General features: G+C 58.2%; 14 protein-coding genes and 1 tRNA gene. 9 read left to right on the top strand and 6 right to left on the bottom strand.

What is annotated here, in order from left to right; genetic code table 11:
* Positions 1-175: 175 nt before the first annotated feature.
* Together ASB65_RS13730 and ASB65_RS13735 are read left to right on the top strand one after the other, a co-directional pair.
* A complete protein-coding gene (locus ASB65_RS13730; protein WP_236734551.1) occupies positions 176-868 on the top strand; it encodes a M48 family metalloprotease in 693 nt (230 codons plus the stop codon).
* Between the two features lie 71 nt (positions 869-939).
* Positions 940-1,806 carry a hypothetical protein gene (locus ASB65_RS13735; RefSeq protein WP_139786505.1) on the top strand — a complete coding sequence of 289 codons (867 nt, stop codon included), beginning with the start codon at positions 940-942 and terminating at the stop codon, positions 1,804-1,806.
* Positions 1,807-1,812: 6 nt separating this feature from the next.
* Here the strand turns inward: ASB65_RS13735 and ASB65_RS13740 are convergent, their stop codons facing one another.
* The 5 genes from ASB65_RS13740 to ASB65_RS13760 form a co-directional block, all read right to left on the bottom strand.
* A complete protein-coding gene (locus ASB65_RS13740) occupies positions 1,813-2,271 on the bottom strand; it encodes a hypothetical protein (RefSeq protein WP_060724292.1) in 459 nt (152 codons plus the stop codon).
* A 21-nt stretch (positions 2,272-2,292) separates the two neighbouring features.
* Positions 2,293-2,607: a hypothetical protein gene (locus tag ASB65_RS13745; RefSeq protein WP_060724293.1), complete on the bottom strand. Its 315-nt coding sequence runs from the start codon at positions 2,605-2,607 to the stop codon at positions 2,293-2,295.
* 38 nt (positions 2,608-2,645) lie between these two features.
* Entirely contained in the window at positions 2,646-3,707 is a 1,062-nt protein-coding gene (gene mobQ, locus ASB65_RS13750; protein WP_060724294.1) for a MobQ family relaxase, read from the bottom strand.
* A 189-nt stretch (positions 3,708-3,896) separates the two neighbouring features.
* Positions 3,897-5,060 (bottom strand): tyrosine-type recombinase/integrase, encoded by a 1,164-nt coding sequence (locus ASB65_RS13755; protein ID WP_060724295.1) that lies wholly within the window; start codon positions 5,058-5,060, stop codon positions 3,897-3,899.
* Positions 5,061-5,146: 86 nt separating this feature from the next.
* A tRNA-Lys gene (locus ASB65_RS13760) sits at positions 5,147-5,222 on the bottom strand.
* 282 nt (positions 5,223-5,504) lie between these two features.
* Here ASB65_RS13760 and ASB65_RS13765 point away from each other — a divergent pair.
* Complete coding sequence (locus tag ASB65_RS13765; RefSeq protein ID WP_003507996.1) at positions 5,505-6,251, top strand: cytochrome c biogenesis CcdA family protein; 747 nt, start codon at positions 5,505-5,507, stop codon at positions 6,249-6,251.
* 34 nt (positions 6,252-6,285) lie between these two features.
* On the top strand, positions 6,286-7,224 hold the full coding sequence (locus ASB65_RS13770; RefSeq protein WP_060724296.1) for an AEC family transporter: 939 nt from the start codon (positions 6,286-6,288) through the stop codon (positions 7,222-7,224).
* Here ASB65_RS13770 and ASB65_RS13775 read toward each other — a convergent pair.
* Positions 7,208-8,416: a UbiH/UbiF family hydroxylase gene (locus tag ASB65_RS13775; RefSeq protein WP_060724297.1), complete on the bottom strand. Its 1,209-nt coding sequence runs from the start codon at positions 8,414-8,416 to the stop codon at positions 7,208-7,210. The genes ASB65_RS13770 and ASB65_RS13775 overlap by 17 nt on opposite strands.
* Before the next feature lie 209 nt (positions 8,417-8,625).
* On the opposite strand from ASB65_RS13775, the gene pcsA reads away from it, so the two are divergent.
* From pcsA to ASB65_RS13800, 5 genes are all read left to right on the top strand, one after another.
* Positions 8,626-9,351: a phosphatidylcholine synthase gene (gene pcsA / locus ASB65_RS13780; protein WP_003508003.1), complete on the top strand. Its 726-nt coding sequence runs from the start codon at positions 8,626-8,628 to the stop codon at positions 9,349-9,351.
* A gap of 212 nt (positions 9,352-9,563) precedes the next feature.
* Positions 9,564-11,123 carry an ABC transporter ATP-binding protein gene (locus ASB65_RS13785; protein WP_060724298.1) on the top strand — a complete coding sequence of 520 codons (1,560 nt, stop codon included), beginning with the start codon at positions 9,564-9,566 and terminating at the stop codon, positions 11,121-11,123.
* Complete coding sequence (locus ASB65_RS13790; RefSeq protein ID WP_060724299.1) at positions 11,113-12,204, top strand: ABC transporter permease; 1,092 nt, start codon at positions 11,113-11,115, stop codon at positions 12,202-12,204. The genes ASB65_RS13785 and ASB65_RS13790 overlap by 11 nt, the downstream gene beginning before the upstream one ends.
* Complete coding sequence (locus tag ASB65_RS13795; protein WP_060724300.1) at positions 12,204-13,124, top strand: ABC transporter permease; 921 nt, start codon at positions 12,204-12,206, stop codon at positions 13,122-13,124. Before ASB65_RS13790 ends, ASB65_RS13795 begins: the two co-directional genes overlap by 1 nt.
* Positions 13,125-13,159: 35 nt before the next feature.
* Entirely contained in the window at positions 13,160-14,233 is a 1,074-nt protein-coding gene (locus ASB65_RS13800) for a BMP family ABC transporter substrate-binding protein (protein ID WP_003508013.1), read from the top strand.
* Positions 14,234-14,391: the final 158 nt, after the last annotated feature.

Raw genomic sequence — 14,391 nt, forward strand, 5'->3', positions numbered from 1 at the left:
AATCAGGACCTCAACGCTGTCTGTCGCGGAACGGCAATCAGAAAACGACGAAGAACTTGTCAGCGACAATCAGCGTGATAACTTGATCCCCACCGCGACCTAAGAATCTCATCCAGATTGTCGCCCGCGTCTCATCCTGATTGCCGCGCTATAAGGCCGCCAGCGGGACATGGCCGTGCGCGAGCATGGCATCACCCTCCTGAACGAAAACGATCCGCTGGCACAACGGGTATACCTCCTTGCCGCCCGCCTCGGCTTGCGCACCCGTCCATGGGTTGGCACTATGCCGCACAACAACGCCTATGCCATCGGTTCGAATGCCGACAACGCCATGGTGGTGGTGGGGCAGCCGTTGCTCGACACCCTGAGTGAAGCCGAAGTGGATGCGATCATCGGCCACGAACTCGGCCACATCGCCAACAATGACATGCGGCGGATGGGACTGGCGCGCTCGTTCCAGAATGCGCTGGTGTGGTATCTGGGGTTTTCCGAGACTCTGCAGCGTTGGGGCCGTTGGCTGCTGACGTGGATATCAGAGCTGTACGTACTCCGCCTGTCGCGCAAGCGGGAGTATTGGGCCGATGCCTTCGGCGCGGCGCTGACAAGCAAGGAACACATGATCGCCGCACTGGACAAGCTGCACAACGGGCCAGACCTGAGCGACTTTGAACGCAAGGAAGCGCGGCTGATGGTCCGGGGCATTGCCGCAGGCTCTTTGCTGTCGACCCATCCAACTTTGGAGGAGCGGCGGGCTGCGCTGGAAGCCGAGACGTATCTGGCCCAAATCCCCGCGTTGAAGAATCATGATGCGCTGAGTGCACCTCATATCTTGCCGAAAGTTGAGGATATCGCCTACGCAAGTCATTGATTGTGATTTTATGTGTTTTTTGTGAACGATATTTTTAGGTTATTCACGTATCGGCGAAGTAGCTGTCTTCATTGGGTGATATTTTGTTTAACATTATTCCTCTTACTTCCGTGCAAAGTATTAGAGAAGCGGGATACAGTGAGGCCTGGCTTCAAGATATGATCTGGCAAAACCCATCTTGTCTTGGCTTCGGTGATCTTGAAGCTCTTCAAAAAGAAAGAACTCAACCTACTGGTGGGCGCATTGATATGCTGCTCAAAGATCCATCCAATGACACCATGTACGAAGTTGAAATTATGCTTGGTGCTACGGATGAAACTCATATAATCCGTACAATTGAGTATTGGGACAACGAAAAGCGCCGTTGGCCTACGCGGCATCACATTGCTGTACTTGTTGCGGAGGATATAAATCGTCGTTTTTTCAACGTTATTCATTTGCTAAGTCATTCTATTCCGATTGTAGCTGTTCAAGTTTCGTTGTTGAACCTTGAGGGGAATCAAGGTCTACACTTTGCAAAGGTTTTGGATACATATCAGGAAGTAGATGATGGTTCTGGTAGTGAGGTTGGGCAATACAATCTCGCATGGTGGAATTCTAATTCTCCGGATACAGTTTCTTATGCATCATATTTTGAAGCTATCGCGAATAAAGGTGCGATAAAACTAGAGAAAGATGGCGTCAAAAATTATGTATCTTTGAGTAATGGCAACCGTAATTTAATATGGGTGCGTCCGCGAAAGAAGAAGACAGCTCTTGTTGAGTTTCGCGTGAACGATCTCGTATGGGATGAAATTGAGCAGAAGTTGCAGGATATAAACATTGCACCAAGTCGAAAAAGCGCGGGTAGCTTTGTTTTTAATATTGCGCAAAAAGACACAACTTCACAAAATGAATCAATTTTTGCGGAAATTATAAATCTAATTAAAGATACTTGATTTACGTTACCGCTTCCGCCAATCCAGATAATCCTGCGGTTCGCGCCCTTTGCGTTGTATGTCCTCCGACATGTGTTTTTCGCCGTCATGATGCGGATGTCGCTCGTCCTGAACCGCCTCCGTGCCGGGTCCCTCAAGAGTAGGCCGCAACCAGTCCAGATGATCCTCGTCAGGTGCGCGTTCTTCCCATTTCTCCGCCAACTGCTGCTCATGAGACCGCTCGCCCTGCTCACGTATCCGCTGTTCAAGATCCTCAATCTGGGCCGTCACCTTGCCGAGATCGAACATCAGCCCCAACTGGGCATTGTGCCGTTCGGTAAGAACGGTCATCGCATGCCCGACATCATCTGTACCAGCGGCTACGGCATGCATGGCCCGCTCCATCTGGTAGTCCATATCCTGAATAGTATCTCCCAGCGTCGCGGCACGTTCGCGTAACCGGTCCAGTTCGGCCTGTAAGTCCATCGGGGCCTCCGCAAAGGGGCATTAGTGGGCGTGGTGGTAGCCGGGCAGGTGCTCGGGTTGTTCTTGCAGTTCAATCACCAGATAAGCCCTCAGTCGTTCGCCAGAGTTCACGAGGTCTCGCGCACGGGCATAGAAATGAAATGCACCTTGCCGCAAATCTTCGGGGATATCCGGCAGGGTTTCCGCCTGATGCTTACGCCGTGTCCAATAGGCGAGGCGTTTGCGCCGCCGGATCAGGTCATTCTCAAGCCACGCCAGCTCCTCGCGGGCTTTGACGCGTTGCTCTTCGGACATCTCGCGGACGCCCAATACCGAACCTGTGTAAACCGTTGTCATGACAGCATGATGGGACGGGTTGCGGCAGCATGCAAGTGCTACCTGCGGTCATGCTCCGGTTCGTAGAACTGCCCGTCCTCAGGGGGCGGAGAGGACGGTCGGTTATCCGGCTCCAGCCAGTCAAGATGGTTTTCCCAGCGCTCTAACGTGGGTTCGTCCTGGTCAACAATAGGGGTAGTGAGCCAGTCCAGCGTATCGTCCGGCGCAAGCCGGTAAGCTGCGGCATCATCTTCATTCATTTCACGGCTGTTCAGCCGCTCAAGCGTATCTCTGGCTTGCAGAGGATCGCCGTGCGGCTCATGAAAAACGGGAGGTTCCTCCCGTTGCACTTCGTTCAGCATCCGCCGTTCGGCGGCTGCAAGCTCGCGGGGATGTATAGGATTCCCATCGGGATCGGGGACGGGCAGGTCATGGTCATCATGCGTAGGAACCATCTTTTCCCTCTCTCGCTGGCGCTGCCTGCGGGCACGCCGTTCCTCTTTGTCCGGCCCACGATGCTGGCCGGGTGTTCGGTCAAGTTTGCGTTTCGCATAGCTGCGGCTGTCGATGGCGGCGGCCACGCCTGCCTTCTTCAAGGCGGCGTTGGCAATGCGCTCCCAGGTTAGTCGTGCTTCGCTGATAAACTGCCGCCCATCGGCACTGCGGATTTTGGGACCGAAGCCTTCGGGCGTAATCACGCGCGTGGTGATCAGGATATGGACATGGGGATTATGTTGGGTGCCGTCATCATGGATGGCGAAGTCAGCTACGAATCCTTGGGACGTGTACGCATCGGCCATAGCGTGTGCCACGGCCAGCCACGCGGTGCGCGGTAGTTCACGGGGGAGGGCGAATTCAATCTCTTTGGCGAGACGTGCATCGTGACGCCGTTCGGCCAGTTCGGCTGCATTCCACAAAGTCGTACGGTCGGCCATCCACTCCGGCGCACCAGTTGGCAGGCGTATGCCGCTCGCGATGACATCTCGCCGTCCTGCGAAATCCGACAGCTTCTCTTCGGCATCATTGGGAAGAACTTCGCCCGCGCGATACGCGGCGGCTGCGACCACGGAGCGTCCGTCGCCCCGGCTGATGTTCTTGACGTTCAGGTGATAGATAGCCATTCACCTTGCTCCGGCACGGACGGGGTTCAGGGGTGTCCCCTGACGCACCTGCCGGTTTTCTCCAGTCCGTTTTACGGCTGGTTAGGAAACCGTGCAGAGCATCGCCGCCGCTTCAATGCGTACACATTGGCGATGCGTAGGTGCGCTGTTACGCATTGATACACGCAGGCCGGGAATGATCAAGATGGGCTAGGCTTCGGCAGCCACAACCTTCTTTACCTTTTTCTTCACGTTGATAGCTTTGGCATCCAGTGTGTTCTTGAGATGCACGGCATAGTGCTTCTCGATCATCTCCACGCTCGTCCGGCAGTTTTTGGCGATCTGATAGATGTCTGCACCTTCCAGCAGGCGCAGGCAGATATAGGTATGGCGGAGGCTGTAGGCCGAACGCTTGTTACCTTCACGGTCAGTCTTGAACCCGCAATCTGTCATGGCATGGTTGAACTGCTTTTTGTGGTCCTGTGGGAACACGAGATCGGTTGGCTTGGGATTGTTGCGCTTCACCAGCCGCTCAAACGGATGCACAGCGCCCGTAGTGCTTTTACAGTAGCCAAAGCCCCGCTTGCCACGCACTTCAATCAGCAGGATGCGCTCGTCGCTCTCCTCGTCCTTCTCGATGGTCACGTCACGGTATTCCAGCCGATTGGCTTCATCGGGCCGCAGGCCGGTATTGGCCATGAACAGGATGTAGTCATGGAACTGCTCGGCGGCGTAGTGCCAGTTGAGGCCAGCGGCGGATTTGGCGCGCTCACGGGTGTAGGTATAGAGCTGTTTGTATTCCTCGGGAGAGAACCATGCGCGGTGCGTGATCTTGCCTGAGGCCTTGTATGGCGCGGAGAAGTCGGGGAGGTGGCTGATCCAGCCGTGACGCAGGGCGGTTTTCATGACCTGCCGCAGGGTGACGGTCTCGTGGTGGAGAGTGCTGCGTGTAGGCACCTTGCCGGTCTCGGGGTGCGGCTGGAGCCGCATGACACGGAAATCCTGCACCTTGCCCGCTGTAACCGCGCTCAGCGCCATCTTGCCGAAGTAGGGCAGAAGATGGTTGTTGATTCGCGCCTCATGGTCCTTCACGTAGCGCGGATTGCGCTCGCCATTGGTGAGGGGGACATATTCCTGAAGGAACTGTTTGGCGGCGTCGGCAAAGGTGCGCTCGGTCTTTAACTGGCCGATACGGCTCTTACCGCGAAGCTCCAGATACCAGTCTTCGGCAAACTCTTTGGCAAGTGCGAGGACATCGGTTTTTGTGCTGACGCGCCACTCTTTACCCTCAAGGTAGGTGGAGCATTGCCAGAGCGTGCTGTTGGCGCGGCGGTACACGCGGACCTTGTCACCAAAGACGGTATGCGAGGCCATTTCACCCTCTCAAACTGTGCGAGACATGTGTGAGGGTTATTCTACTGATTTTGGGCTGATTTTCAACGGTAAGTGCTTGATTCCGTTGGTGAGAGCGCAGGGATTCGAACCCTGGACCTACTGATTAAAAGTCAGTTGCTCTACCGGCTGAGCTACGCTCTCCCGTGTCGGGGCTTGGTTGCCCTTCGGAAGTGCGCGGAACATATGTAGAGCGATCCGTTCGGTCAACCCAAAAAAAGCGCTTTCTACAATCAATCCGGTTTTTTTTGTCGCACCCCCGAAAAGGTGATTGGAGAGAGGGGGCAGCTGGGGATAAAACCGGCTGCAGACATGTCGGCGAGACGGGTGAAATCCTTTTGCAGCAATGACATGCATGAAAATGAAGCGTGAGGCGGCGGCGAATCCTAGGAATCGCGGCGGCTTTGCGGGATGCGGAGTTCTTTCTTGTCGATTGCCGATATTTCCCTGTTCAGCGCGCTTCTGGCCGGCGCTCTTTCCTTTCTGTCGCCCTGCGTCCTGCCGCTGGTGCCGCCTTATCTCTGTTATATGGCGGGCGTTTCGGTCGAGCAGTTCAGGACGGAAGATACAGCACCCCGGCCGGAGATTCGCAGGGCCGTGCTGTTTTCGGCCTTTTTCTTCACGCTTGGTTTCGCCACTGTTTTCGTGGCGCTTGGAGCAGGGGCCTCGACGATCGGTACGCTCCTGCGTCAGAATCTGGATATTCTCGCCAAGATCGGCGGTTTCATCATCATCCTTATGGGCCTGAATTTCCTCGGTGTCTTCCGCATCGGCCTGTTTTCGCGCGAGGCGCGGTTTCAGGGGGCGGGCAAGCCGGCCACGCTTTCAGGGGCCTATGTGATGGGCCTCGCCTTCGCTTTCGGCTGGACGCCCTGTATCGGTCCGGTGCTGGGCGCGATCCTGGGTGTCGCTGCCGCGCGCGATACGGTTGGTGATGGTGCGGCGCTGCTTGCCGTCTATTCTCTGGGCCTTGCCGTGCCGTTCTGGATCGCGGCTGCGTTCTCCGGTTCCTTCATGCGTTTCCTCGTCCGCTTCCGCCGCCATCTCGGCCTCGTGGAAAAGCTGCTGGGCGTATTGCTGGTGCTGACCGGTCTCGCTTTCATGTCCGGTTTTATCACCAATGTGGCGATCTGGTTCCAGGAGACCTTTCCGATCCTCATGAAAATCGGTTAAGCCTCCCGCCGGAGTTGCTTGCGGGGGAAACATAGTGACCGATATCGTCGGATTGCTTTTGCCGTTTTTCGGCCTGATCTTCATCGGTTATGGTGCGGCGCGCATAACGAAACAGCCGGTCGAGGCGATGGGCTGGCTGAACACCTTCATCATCTATGCGGCGCTGCCGGCGCTGTTTTTCAAGCTGGTGTCGAAAACGCCGGTTGAAGAGCTGGCGCGCATGGATTTCGTCGCTGCCAGCCTTGCCTGCACCTATGGCATTTTCCTGCTGGTATTTCTGATCGGCCGGTTCGTGCGGAAAAACAGTCTTGCCGAAACCACTATCCAGAGTTTTGCGGCCAGCTACGGCAATATCGGCTATATGGGGCCGGGCCTTGCGCTTCTGGCGCTCGGCGAAAAGGCGGCAGTGCCGGTGGCGCTGATCGTCTGCCTTGAAAACGCCGCCCATTTCATCGTCGCCCCGGCGATGATGGCGGTGGCGGGCGGCGACAAACGCTCTCCGGCAAGGCTTGCGCTGGATGTGGCGCGCAAGGTCATCACCCATCCCTTCATCGTATCCGTCATCGCCGGTTTTCTGGCCGCATCGCTGTCATGGCAGCCGCCGGAGGCGGTGCAGCGGCTGGTGGATTATCTGGCGCAATCAGCAGCACCCTGCGCGCTATTTGCCATGGGTGTGACGCTGGCGCTTCGGCCAATGAAACGGGTGCCGGTGGAAATCAGCTATATCGTTCCGGCAAAGCTGATCCTGCATCCGCTTGCCGTCTGGCTCGTGCTCTCGTCGCTCGGGCGATTCGAGCCGGTGTGGATCTATTCTGCGGTGCTGCTGGCAGCGCTGCCGACCGCGACGAATGTCTTCGTCATCGGCCAGCAATATCATGTCTGGCAGGAGAGGGCGTCTGCGACGATCCTGATTTCGACGGTTCTGTCGGTCTTCACGCTGACCGGCGTGGTGTATTTCATCCAGCTTTTTTGAAGCTGCCGAATAAAAGCGAGGGCAGGGCCTTCAGCCCGCGTCCCGGCTCGATGCCTTCGCGCATGACCATGCTTCGGAGCGTGCCGATTCCCGAGAGCACGTGCAGGCCCGCCGCGCGCGCCATCTGCACCGGCAGCAGGTCGGAAAGCAGTGAACGGTTCAGGAGATCGACGCTGAGCGTGCGGCTATAGACATCCGCCCGCCGCCTGCGGTCGAAGCTGCTGCCCGCATCGCCCGCAATCGGTCGGTCGGAGACCGCGCCCAGCAGTTCCGTCAGCGCGATGATGTCGCGCAGGCTGAGGTTCAGCCCCTGCGCGCCGATGGGCGGAAAGCCATGCGCCGCCTCGCCGATCAGGGCAACGCGGCCCTTGCCGAAGCGGTGCGCCGTCATTGAAGAGAGCGGCCAGGCCTGCACGCTGTCCTCGACGGTGACCGCGCCCAGCATGGATTGCATGCGCTCCTCGATCCGGAGGCTGAGTGTTTCCAGCGGCAGCGCCGTCAATTCCTCCGCCTGTTGCGGGGTAACGACCCAGACGAGGCTGGATCGGTTCCCGGGCAGGGGAACCTGGGTGAAAGGACCGGTTGGCGTGTGGAATTCCGTCGAGACATTGCCATGCGACCGGCTATGGCCGAAGTTCAAAACAATGGCCGTCTGCGGATAGGACCAGGATTTGACGCCGATGCCGGCTGCATCCCGCACCATCGACTTCCTGCCATCAGCGCCGATGAGGAAATCGGCCGAGAGTGTTTCGCCGTCTGCAAGTGTCACCGATACGCGGTCGTTGCCGATGTCGATCGTCTCGGCCGTGGCGTCGAGGCGGGTAATATTGTGTTCCTGCTCAACCGCTTCGCTGAGAACGCCAAGCAGCGCCTCGTTGGGAATGTTCCAGCCGAAGGCATCGAGCCCGATTTCGGAGGAGCGGAACTGCACGGTTGGCGCGCGTAGAAGCCGGTCGGTGCCGTCAATGATCTGCATGGTGGAAAGGCGTGCGGCTGATGGCGCGATGCGTGACCAGAGGCCGAGACGGTCCATGAAGCGGATGGACTGGTCCATCAGCGCCGTGGTGCGCTGGTCCTTCCTTTCGCTTGAAGGTGCAATGAGCGCCACGTGGCGGCCCGCCCGCGCCAGCGCGACGGCCGCGATCTGGCCCGCAAGTCCCGCACCTGTTATGGCGATATCGAAGTGTCTCATGGTCCTGATCCGTTGTTATTTCCAAAGCATCATAATGGCTTTGCGCGGGTAAATCCACTTCGGCTCCGGAACATCCGGTTGCGAAGATTCGTTGGTTGCCCTGTTATATTAGTCTTAGGATAAGCGGATTGAGCCGGTTGCAAAGCGTGGTGAATGGCCGCATACCGGAATAAGCAGGGCGGATGAAAAACGGGGCGCAGACGCTGACCATGAAAATTTTCAACTACAAGCGTGTTCCCTACGCGGAAATCCGCGCCTTTTCCGTTCATATGCTCACGGCTTCCGGTTCGTTTCTGGCCTTTCTCGGCGTCGTTGCCGCGGCTGAACACCGTTTCGTCGACATGTTCTGGTGGCTGGGGCTTGCGCTTCTGGTCGATGGTATCGACGGACCCATCGCCCGCAAGGTGCGGGTGAAGGAAGTTCTGCCCAACTGGTCCGGCGATACGCTCGACAATATCATCGACTACGTCACATATGTGCTTTTGCCCGCCTTTGCGCTTTACCAGAGCGGCATGATCGGCGAGCCGCTGTCCTTCGTGGCGGCCGGCATGATCGTGGTGTCCAGCGCCATCTATTATGCCGATATGGGCATGAAGACGGACGAATATTTCTTCTCCGGCTTTCCGGTGGTGTGGAACATGGTGGTGTTCACCCTGTTCGTCATGGATGCCAGCGCAACGACGGCCATGATCGTCGTTACCGTCTCGGTGTTCCTGACATTCCTGCCGATCAATTTCCTGCATCCGGTGCGGGTGAAACGATTGCGGCCGCTCAATCTGGCCGTTGTCTTCATCTGGTGCGCGCTTGGCGGTTATGCGCTGCTGACGCACTTCGAAACCCCGAGCTGGGCCGTGATCGGCTTCGTGGTCAGTGGCATCTATCTTTATTGCATCGGTGGAATATTGCAGTTTTTCCCCTCGCTCGGTGCGAAATAAGAAAAAGGTAAAGCCGTTTATTGCTTGTGCAAATCGCATTTAAGCAGCTTCTTTTTCAGTTGTGCGCAGCAGCAAAACCGTTATCAATAAGTCTTGATTGGATGAAATTGCATACGCATTGGCGTCCGATTGGGAACAATGACCACGATCGTTAGAAACGCCTCGAAGAAGGCATGGATGGTCGGTGAGAGAGGGAACTCGTGACTGGAACTTTGGCGCCGGAGGCCGTGCCTCTCCTGTCCGTTCGCAAGCTGACCAAGCTGTTCGGCAATTTCGCTGCCTGCAACGGCATCGATCTCGATATTGCGCCGGGCGAAATCCACGCGCTTCTGGGTGAAAACGGCGCGGGCAAATCCACGCTCGTCAAGATGCTGTTCGGCGTTCTCGCACCCACCGAGGGTGATATTATCTGGCAGGGCCAGCCGGTTTCCGTCGGTTCGCCAAGCGAGGCCCGCCAGCTCGGCATCGGCATGGTCTTCCAGCATTTTTCCCTGTTCGAGGCGCTGACGGTCGCTGAAAACATCGCCCTGTCGCTCGACCCTAAAATTTCATTGAAGGAAATCGCCAGGGAAGCGGAAACGCTGTCGCGGGCCTATGGCCTGCCGCTCGATCCCTATGCGCATGTGGCCGATCTTTCGGTTGGTGAGCGCCAGCGGATCGAGATCGTCCGCGCCTTGCTGCAGAACCCGCGCCTCATCATTCTCGACGAGCCGACCTCGGTGCTGACGCCGCAGGAGGCTGACAAGCTGTTCGAAACGCTGGAGAAGCTGAAGGCCGAAGGCCGCTCGGTGCTTTATATCAGCCACCGTCTGGAAGAGGTGCAGCGCATCTGCGACCGCGCCACCGTCCTGCGTCACGGCAAGGTGACCGGCGCCTGCGATCCGCGCAAGGAAACGCCGGCATCGCTGGCGCGCATGATGGTCGGCAGCGATGTTGCAAGCGTTTCGCGGCCGACGGGCGAGGCGCTCGGCCAACCGCAGATCGAGGTCATGGGGCTTTCCGTTGCGCCACGCACGCCCTTTGCCGTGGCGTTGAAATCGATTTCCATGCAGGTGCGCGCCGGGGAAGTGCTGGCGATTGCCGGCGTGGCCGGCAACGGGCAGGGCGAGCTGTTCGATGCGCTTTCGGGCGAATATCCGGTCTATAACAACGATGCCATCCATCTGCGCGGCAAGCCGGTCGGTCGCATCGGTATCAATGGCCGTCGCCTGATGGGCGCGGGTTTTGTGCCGGAAGAACGCCACGGCCATGCAGCTGTTCCCGGCATGAGCCTTTCCGACAACCTGCTGCTGGCGCGGGCGCGCTCCGACCGCAAGGCGTTTCTGACCGGCGGTTTCCTGCGCATCGTCAGGGGCTCGGCGATCAGGGCGGCGGCGCGGCGCATTTCGGAAACAATGGATGTGCGCAAAAGCGGGGCCGATCCGCTGGCCGGATCGCTTTCCGGCGGCAACCTGCAGAAATTCATCGTCGGGCGCGAGCTTGATCGTCAGCCGACCGTGCTTGTCGTCAACCAGCCGACCTGGGGTGTGGATGCCGGTGCCGCAAGCCGCATTCGTCAGGCGCTTGTCGATCTTGCCAAGGCGGGCTCGGCCGTCATCGTCATCAGCCAGGATCTCGATGAAATTTTCGAGGTTGCCACCAATATCGCGGTCATTTCCGACGGCAAGCTTTCCGAGGCCTATCCGGTGGAAGACATGACGCTTGAAAAGATCGGCCTTTTGATGGGCGGCATTAACGCGTCACATTCGGGAGCCGCCCAGCATGCGCATTGAGCTTGAAAAACGGGCAGGGGTCTCGAAGCTTTTCACCCTTATTTCGCCGCTTCTGGCGCTTGTGCTGACGCTGCTCGTCGGCGCCGTCATGTTCGCCATGCTCGGCAAAAATCCGGCTCATGCGCTTTATGCCTTTTTCGTTGAACCGCTGCTCGAAGTCTGGTCGCTGCACGAGCTGGCGATCAAGGCCGCACCGCTGATCCTGATCGGCGTTGGGCTATCGATCTGTTATCGCTCCAATAACTGGAACATTGGCGCGGAAGGGCAATTCACCATCGGCGCGATCACCGGTTCCATACTGCCGGTTCTTTATCCCGACTGGCATTCGCCGCTCATCCTGCCGTTGATGATGGTGATGGGCGCCATCGGCGGCGCGCTTTATGCCGGTATTCCGGCGCTGTTGAAGACGAAGTTCAACACCAACGAAATCCTCGTCAGCCTGATGCTTGTTTATGTCGCGCAGCTGTTTCTCGACTGGCTGACACGCGGCATCTGGCGTGATCCGGGCGGTTATAACTTCCCCCAGACCAAGCCCTTCAACGAGAGCGCAGTGCTGCCGGAAATGCTGGCATCTGGCCGGGCGCATTGGGGTTTCGTTTTCGCCATCGTTGCGGCCATCGCGCTGTGGTTCATGATGCGTTACATGCTGAAGGGCTTCGAAGTCACCGTGCTCGGCCAATCGGCGCGGGCAGGGCGGTTCGCCGGTTTCTCGTCGAGCCGCATGGTCTGGTTTTCGATGCTGCTGTCGGGCGCGCTGGCGGGGCTTGCGGGCATCTCGGAGGCCTCCGGCTCCATCGGCCATCTGCAGCCCAGCATTTCACCGGGTTACGGCTTCACGGCCATCATCGTCGCCTTTCTCGGCCGTCTCAACCCGCTCGGCATCATCCTCTCCGGGCTGGTGCTGGCGCTGACCTATCTCGGCGGCGAGGCGGCGCAGCTTTCGATTGGTGTGTCGGACAAGGTGACGCGTGTGTTTCAGGGGCTGATGTTGTTCTTCGTGCTGTCCTGCGACACGCTGATCTTCTATCGCATCAGGGTCGTCTTCACCGGCAAGGCGCATAACAGCCAGGGAGCGGCATGATGGATATGCTTCAGGCCATTCTCCTCACCGTCATCACCGCTGCGACACCGCTCGTCCTTGCCGCCTCCGGCGAGCTCGTGACGGAGCGCTCCGGCGTCCTCAATCTCGGCGTCGAGGGCATGATGATCATGGGTGCGGTCTGCGCTTTTGCCACTGCACATATGACCGGTTCTCCCTATCTCGGCATTCTCGCCGGCATTGCCTCTGGCGCACTTTTTTCGCTGCTGTTCGGCTTCCTGACGCTGACGCTCGTCACCAACCAGGTGGCGACGGGCCTTGCGCTTACCATTCTCGGCCTCGGCGTTTCCGGCATGCTTGGCGAAAGTTTCGTTGGCCTGCCGGGTGTCAAGCTGCAGCCTATCGTCTTTCCGCTGCTGTCGGAGATTCCCTTCTTTGGTCCGCTGCTATTCCGGCAGGATCTGATCTTCTACATGTCCATCGCGCTGGTCTTTGGCACTGGCTGGTTTCTGTTCAAAAGCCGCGCGGGCCTCAAAATCCGCGCTATCGGCGACAGTCACGCTTCCGCCCATGCGCTTGGCATCAATGTCATCCGCACGCGTTATCTGGCTGTCATGTTCGGCGGCGCCTGTGCCGGTCTTGCCGGGGCGCAGCTGTCGCTCGTCTATACGCCGCAATGGGTGGAAAACATGTCGGCCGGGCGCGGCTGGATTGCGCTGGCGCTCGTCGTTTTCGCGTCATGGCGTCCATGGCGGGTTCTGGCGGGCGGTTATCTGTTCGGCGCCGTCTCCATCGGGCAATTGCATGCGCAGGCATTCGGTATCGGGGTGCCGTCGCAACTGCTTTCGGCGCTACCTTACCTTGCAACTATTGTCGTGCTGGTCATCATCTCGCATAATCGCCGCACGACCTTGATCAATACACCGGCATCGCTGGGCAAATCCTTCGTGCCGGACAGGTGAAGCATTCTCACGTCTCCAAACCAACAGGGGTAAAAATGAAAAAACTGGTCATCGCACTTGCCGCTTCCATCGCGGCGCTTGGAGGCGTTGTTTCCTCCGCTGAAGCCGCCGACGCCAAGAAGGTCTGCTTCATCTATGTCGGCAGCCGCACCGATGGCGGCTGGACGCAGGCGCATGAAATCGGCCGCGAAGAGCTGCAGAAGCACTTCGGCGACAAGATCGAAACGCCGTTCCTCGAAAGCGTTCCGGAAGGCCCGGATGCCGAACGCGCCATCGAGCGCATGGCCCGTTCCGGCTGCGAACTGGTGTTCACCACCTCCTTCGGCTTTATGGATGCGACCGTGAAGGTTGCCCAGAAGTTCCCCAAGGTGAAGTTCGAGCACGCCACCGGCTTCAAGACCGCTGAAAACGTCGCGACCTACAATTCGCGTTTTTATGAAGGCCGTTACATTCAGGGCCAGATCGCCGCGAAGATGTCGAAGAAGGGTGTTGCCGGCTACATCGCGTCCTTCCCGATCCCGGAAGTGGTGATGGGCATCGATGCCTTCGTTCTCGGCGCGCAGTCCGTCAATCCCGAGTTCAAGGTCAAGGTCGTCTGGGCCAATACCTGGTTCGACCCCGGCAAGGAAGCCGATGCCGCCAAGGCGCTGATCGACCAGGGCGTCGATATCCTGACGCAGCACACCGACACGACAGCGCCGATGCAGGTTGCAGCGGAACGCGGCATCAAGGCCTTCGGTCAGGCTTCGGACATGATCAAGGCCGGTCCGGAGACGCAGCTGACCGCGATCAAGGACACTTGGGGCGCATATTACATCAAGCGCACGCAGGCTCTTCTGGACGGCACCTGGAAGTCCGAATCCATCTGGGACGGCCTGAAGGACGGCATCCTGACCATGGCGCCCTACACCAACATGCCTGATGACGTGAAGAAGATGGCCGAGGAAACCGAAGCCAAGATCAAGTCGGGCGAGTTGCATCCTTTCACCGGTCCGGTGAAGAAGCAGGACGGTTCGGAATGGCTGAAGGCTGGCGAGAAGGCTGAAGACAAGGTTCTGCTCGGCCTCAACTTCTACGTTGCCGGCGTGGACGACAAGCTGCCGCAATAATGCGGATTATCTATCCTGATTGAGGCAAGGCCGCACATGCGTCATGTGCGGCCTTGCTTATTTTCATGCGTTTTACTGCATGGATGAAGTTTACCTTTGCTTTTCACGCGACTTGATGTTTTTCACTATAATCTGACTTGAGATACACACGTCTGGCG

Origin of the sequence: Agrobacterium tumefaciens str. B6, from assembly GCF_001541315.1 — a bacterium.
GTDB classification, from domain to species: domain Bacteria; phylum Pseudomonadota; class Alphaproteobacteria; order Rhizobiales; family Rhizobiaceae; genus Agrobacterium; species Agrobacterium radiobacter.

Coding starts and splice junctions, on each gene's coding strand:
- ASB65_RS13790 (WP_060724299.1), top strand. CDS start 11,113: ATGCGCATTGAGCTTGAAAAACGGGCAGGGGTCTCGAAGCTTTTCACC.
- pcsA (WP_003508003.1), top strand. CDS start 8,626: ATGAAAATTTTCAACTACAAGCGTGTTCCCTACGCGGAAATCCGCGCC.
- ASB65_RS13795 (WP_060724300.1), top strand. CDS start 12,204: ATGGATATGCTTCAGGCCATTCTCCTCACCGTCATCACCGCTGCGACA.
- ASB65_RS13740 (WP_060724292.1), bottom strand. CDS start 2,271: ATGGACTTACAGGCCGAACTGGACCGGTTACGCGAACGTGCCGCGACG.
- ASB65_RS13800 (WP_003508013.1), top strand. CDS start 13,160: ATGAAAAAACTGGTCATCGCACTTGCCGCTTCCATCGCGGCGCTTGGA.
- mobQ (WP_060724294.1), bottom strand. CDS start 3,707: ATGGCTATCTATCACCTGAACGTCAAGAACATCAGCCGGGGCGACGGA.
- ASB65_RS13755 (WP_060724295.1), bottom strand. CDS start 5,060: ATGGCCTCGCATACCGTCTTTGGTGACAAGGTCCGCGTGTACCGCCGC.
- ASB65_RS13745 (WP_060724293.1), bottom strand. CDS start 2,607: ATGACAACGGTTTACACAGGTTCGGTATTGGGCGTCCGCGAGATGTCC.
- ASB65_RS13775 (WP_060724297.1), bottom strand. CDS start 8,416: ATGAGACACTTCGATATCGCCATAACAGGTGCGGGACTTGCGGGCCAG.